This is a genomic window from Roseateles sp. P5_E11 (assembly GCF_054049355.1).
The window spans coordinates 1-4,213 of record NZ_JBFUMO010000513.1; the positions used below are offsets into that span (position 1 = coordinate 1).

General features: G+C 62.4%; 6 protein-coding genes. 5 read left to right on the top strand and 1 reads right to left on the bottom strand.

The window, feature by feature from the left end; all coding sequences use genetic code 11:
* Nucleotides 1-262: 262 nt before the first annotated feature.
* Together ACXJKR_RS25925 and ACXJKR_RS25930 are read left to right on the top strand one after the other, a co-directional pair.
* Nucleotides 263-472, top strand: a complete 210-nt coding sequence (locus ACXJKR_RS25925) for a DNA-binding protein (RefSeq protein ID WP_457325251.1) — start codon at nucleotides 263-265, stop codon at nucleotides 470-472.
* The gene (locus ACXJKR_RS25930; protein ID WP_457325252.1) at nucleotides 469-1,326 is read left to right on the top strand and encodes a plasmid recombination protein; all 858 of its coding nucleotides are present in this window, start codon (nucleotides 469-471) and stop codon (nucleotides 1,324-1,326) included. The genes ACXJKR_RS25925 and ACXJKR_RS25930 overlap by 4 nt, the downstream gene beginning before the upstream one ends.
* A gap of 136 nt (nucleotides 1,327-1,462) precedes the next feature.
* Here the strand turns inward: ACXJKR_RS25930 and ACXJKR_RS25935 are convergent, their stop codons facing one another.
* Nucleotides 1,463-1,792 (bottom strand): helix-turn-helix domain-containing protein, encoded by a 330-nt coding sequence (locus ACXJKR_RS25935; RefSeq protein ID WP_457325253.1) that lies wholly within the window; start codon nucleotides 1,790-1,792, stop codon nucleotides 1,463-1,465.
* Between the two features lie 147 nt (nucleotides 1,793-1,939).
* Between ACXJKR_RS25935 and ACXJKR_RS25940 the strand changes: the two genes are divergently transcribed.
* The 3 genes from ACXJKR_RS25940 to ACXJKR_RS25950 all read left to right on the top strand — a co-directional run bounded on the left by ACXJKR_RS25940 (nucleotide 1,940) and on the right by ACXJKR_RS25950 (nucleotide 4,028).
* On the top strand, nucleotides 1,940-2,854 hold the full coding sequence (locus ACXJKR_RS25940; RefSeq protein ID WP_457325254.1) for a helix-turn-helix domain-containing protein: 915 nt from the start codon (nucleotides 1,940-1,942) through the stop codon (nucleotides 2,852-2,854).
* A gap of 614 nt (nucleotides 2,855-3,468) precedes the next feature.
* Nucleotides 3,469-3,852, top strand: a complete 384-nt coding sequence (locus tag ACXJKR_RS25945; protein ID WP_457325255.1) for a hypothetical protein — start codon at nucleotides 3,469-3,471, stop codon at nucleotides 3,850-3,852.
* Nucleotides 3,853-3,863: 11 nt separating this feature from the next.
* Nucleotides 3,864-4,028: a hypothetical protein gene (locus ACXJKR_RS25950; protein ID WP_457325256.1), complete on the top strand. Its 165-nt coding sequence runs from the start codon at nucleotides 3,864-3,866 to the stop codon at nucleotides 4,026-4,028.
* The last annotated feature ends 185 nt before the right edge of the window (nucleotides 4,029-4,213 follow it).

Here is a 4,213-nt window from a genome sequence, read left to right on the forward strand (position 1 = left end):
CTCCGGAGTCACGCGTGACGCCGCCGTGAGTCACGCGTGACACCGGCGTGACGGGCCAGCGCGCGCGCGTTTGGACAAGCCAACACTCTCCTGTGTAAGGGTTCGCGCAGATCAACGAGCCGCGATGCAGTTGGTGGGTGCTGCAGTTGGCTCCATGCCCGCCATGAGGCGCTGCTGACCGAGAAGTTAGGCGGCGTCGGACGGGCTCGGCGGCAAGGAGTCCCCGAAAAAAACAAAAGCGAGCACAGTGGAATACATGACGATGAAAACGCTCCCTCCCTTCCTCGCTCTCGAACTGGAAATCCGGGTCGCCCTGCCCACGAAGGAAGCCGCCTTCCACCTCAACCGGTCTGAGCAGACCCTGCGCCTGTGGGCGTGCAAGCAGTGCGGCCCGCTGCTGCCGGTGCGCATCAACGGCCGTCTGGCCTGGCCCGTGGCCGAGATCCGCCGCGTGATGACGGGGGCCGCATGATGGGCGCGGACGATCTGGATGCCGGCCGGGAGGCCGCAGCCGCTCCGCGCAGCATCGATGGGCAGGGGCCGTGCAGCGCCTACCTGTCATTCGTGAAGATCAAGACAGCCGCCAAGCTGGGGTTCGCCGCCAAGCACAACCTTCGGGAGATTGCAGCCGAGCTACGGGAAGGGGGGCGCATCGATTCCACGCGGAGGTGCCTGAACGAGGTGATCGCAGGCCCAGCAACCGCGCTGGAGGTGGCGGCGCTGGCCCGCGGCATGGTTGCCGCCGCCTATCCTGTGAAGCTGCCACGACGCGATGCCGTGCTCTGCATCGAGTTCATGGTGAGCTTGCCCGCCGACCATGGCGTCGATGAGGAGGCTTTCTTCACCGCCACATTGGCGTGGCTGGGACGCCGGTTTGGCGGTGTCGGCAATGTCGTCAGCGCCGTTGTGCATCGAGACGAGGACAACCCGCACATGCACGTCCTGCTTGTACCCCTGGTCGATGGCGGGCTGCGTGGAAGCGAGGCCATCGGCGGTAAGGTCAAGGTGCGCGGCTTCTACAGGGACTTCGACTTGCAGATTGGGACGGGCTTCGGTCTGAAGCCAATAGCGGKCACGCTGAGAGAGGCTGAGAGGGCGCGTGCGGCGTCCTGTGTAGTCGCCGCGCTGAAGCGGCTTGACGACCCGTGCCTGACCAGTGGGGTATGGCCGGCGCTAAACCACTTGATCGAGATGAACCCTCTCCCGCTGGCGGTGGCGCTAGGGATCGATGCCGGGCGGCAGCCGCGAGCGTGGCGCGAGCGGTCTTTTACGGACATCATGATTAGCAAGGGCAAAGGCAGCCAGGACCGCGAGATCGGCGCATAGGAGTGCGCCTGACTGATCTCGCCCCACCGGGAGCGTGGGAGCGAGGTTGTCATCGAAGTTTCCAAATGGTTGTCGGTTTCGAGCTGACAACTACGGGGGGGCACGAATCGGCATCGCGCCGTGCTGGTGTCGGCAGCTAAGCCTTCCTCTTGGGCCTGTCGGGCTCTGCGAGGGCGTTCTTGAGGCCTTCCAGGGCCTGCTGCTGCAGCGCGCTGGGCAGCAGGTGGAATGCGCAGAGAAGCTCGGCCACCTGGTCGTCGGCGGCGTAGAAGTAGGGAGCGGGCACGTTCAGTCTCTCAGCGATCCGCTCGATGAGTTCAAGGCCAGGCACGCGAGCGCCAGTCTCGTAGCGATTCATGCGCGTGCTGGCGGACTCCGCTTCCAGGCCGACTTCCAGTCCGAGCATCTCCTGCGACAGCCCGGCGCGTGTACGGGCCGCCTTGATGCGCCTACCTATCACTGACATGCACGACCCGCTCAAAAGCGCGGATCGTTCTAGACCGGGGGCTTTCAAATACTACCGTTTTGGTAGTATTGGTTGCCGTTTATGGATTTCCTATTTGGCGCCCTCGCGCACCGCGAGGTGAGAGGGCGCCAGCATTGAAGGGACGACATGGTCCACATTTCGCAAAAGAAGATCACCCTGAACCTCAATCAAGGCCAGCAGGCCCATCTGGAGGCCATCGGGCTGAGGCTTCGCCGCTCGCGGCGCTGGGTCACTGCAGCGCTTGTTCGCAGAGGATTGGGGCAGCAGCATGCTGCCGATCCCCAAATCTTTCAGGGCTCGTTTGACCGCCAGCTTCGCGAAGCCGTAGCTGCTGTCGCGGCAATGGTGCCAGTCGCCGCAGGCGAGGTTGGCGTGAAAGGCGGCGTGCCGCGGGGCTTCGCCGCTGTACTCACCGACGTTGAGTGTGACGTGATCAAGTCTATGGCCGACGAGCAAGAGCGATCATCAGCATGGATGGCGGCGCGTCTTATCGCGCGCGGGCTGCAGGATCTCGGGCTGGCGGGCGCCGCTGAGTCGCAGGCGGACTTCCAGGCGATGAAGGGCATTGTCGAGTCGCCAATGCCAATTCATCCAGGCGCGCGCTCTGTCAATGATGCTGTCCATGCGGCCGGGCCGGCGGAAGCGCAGGCAGCCCCCGGTGATACCCAGCCCGCCGAGCGGTCGCCTCACCCTGTGGTCACGCTACTGGCTCAGAACGTCCATCTGGCAATGTTGCTCAAGTGGGGCAAAGCCAGCTATACGCGCCTGGCTGCCGCGTCGGGGCTCGGTACCGGTACGCTGCATCGAATCAAGGTAGGCGAAGGGGCCGCCTCCATCGACACGTTGGCAAAGCTCGCCGGGGCTCTCGGGCTTGACGTGTGGCGCTTGCTGGCTCCCCGTCTTGGCGCCGACATCGCTGAGGTAGCGCGTACCTTGAGCGAAGACGCGGTGCGCGTCGCGGAGGCGGTCGACGCCGTGGCCGATCCCCAGGTCCGGCGAGGGCGTGCCGATGCGATCTTGCAGCTCATGCCGCAAGGCTAGAGTGCTTTACACAGTCCACGGTGTGGCTTGCTGGAGGAGTAGGCGATTTCTAGACACAGGATGGCGGATGATGCCGAGGAGCTGTCTGGAACCGGGGTCGCGGTTGCGGGCATTGCGAGGCCGCCAGCTCCCGTCATCGGAGAGCAGGAAGGCGAGGTTGCAGCGGGCGTTGCGGATCGAAGGATGCCCCGAGTGATGCCAGCATGCTTGGCGCCGGCAATGATGGAATGGGCATTGCAGCAGCCGCGTGACGAATGCCTGCGGCTGCTCAGCCCGCGCTTGGCCGCCGAGCTTGACGGGAACGATGGCGAGGGCTCGATGGACTCATGAGCTGCGGGTGCGTTGCCGCGGGCTCCAGCTCGATGCAGGCGCCGCAGTGAAGTGGAGCGTCGCCACGAGCGACCGGTAAACCGACGTGAGCAAGCGCTCGCTACAGGTCGTCCTTCGGCGTTAGTCGCGTACCCCCTACCCGCGTAGGACAACCACTAGATTTGCTCCGAATTCACACACAGCGAATCGCATTCAGCGTACGCTGCAATCAAGTTGAGTTGCCGAAAGGAACAAAGATCGGTACGTGTTAGACTGCTGGGCTCAAAGAATTCTTGGTAGGACCGATGAACACTGTCACGACTGAAGCGCCGGCAACGACGATTGTCTTCGATGGCGAAGCTCGTGACGCCGTCGAAGTGGTGTGGGGCAAGATCATGACGGTCGCCCAAGAAGTGGTTAAGAGTCACGAGCAGCTCGGTTTCGAGTTGATTTCTAAGAAGATCAACCCCAGCTTGGCTGATATCGTCCGCAGCCTTCGTGTCATCGAAACGCTGCTTAATACGTTGATGTGTGCAGTTGAGGAAGAAGACCTGAGTCTGAATCGCCAGTGGCTGAATGCCCAACAGCAGATTCACCTGATTGAGGTTGCGTCTCTCGCGACTCATACGAATGATGAACATGAGTACCACAAGGCTATCGAGGCCTTGAAGAAGCAAGCTGTTTTTTAAGGAGAAGTGCGATGAATGAACTTAAGCATTTCAACCCGTCCGCGTTGATCGCGCCGCAATGCCTGTCGGACTGCAAGTCGATCCTGTCCGAATTGAACGCTGAACTCGATCTGTTGATTGGGTACTTCAGCGAGCTGCGGTGTGAGGACAAGCAAGGCGCGGAAGCGACTGTTTAATAGGGGTCTGCGTCGTCCCCAAGAAGCCCGCTTTGGCGGGCTTTTTTATTGGCGAATCTGCTGTCCCGGTCAGCAAAAAGCCCGCTTCAAGCGGGCTTTGATTTTCGCGGCGCGAGACTTCGCCCACCGCCCTCGGCGGGGTGGCTGCTACGCTCGCAAAAAATCTCTCGCTCCGAGCGTAGCAG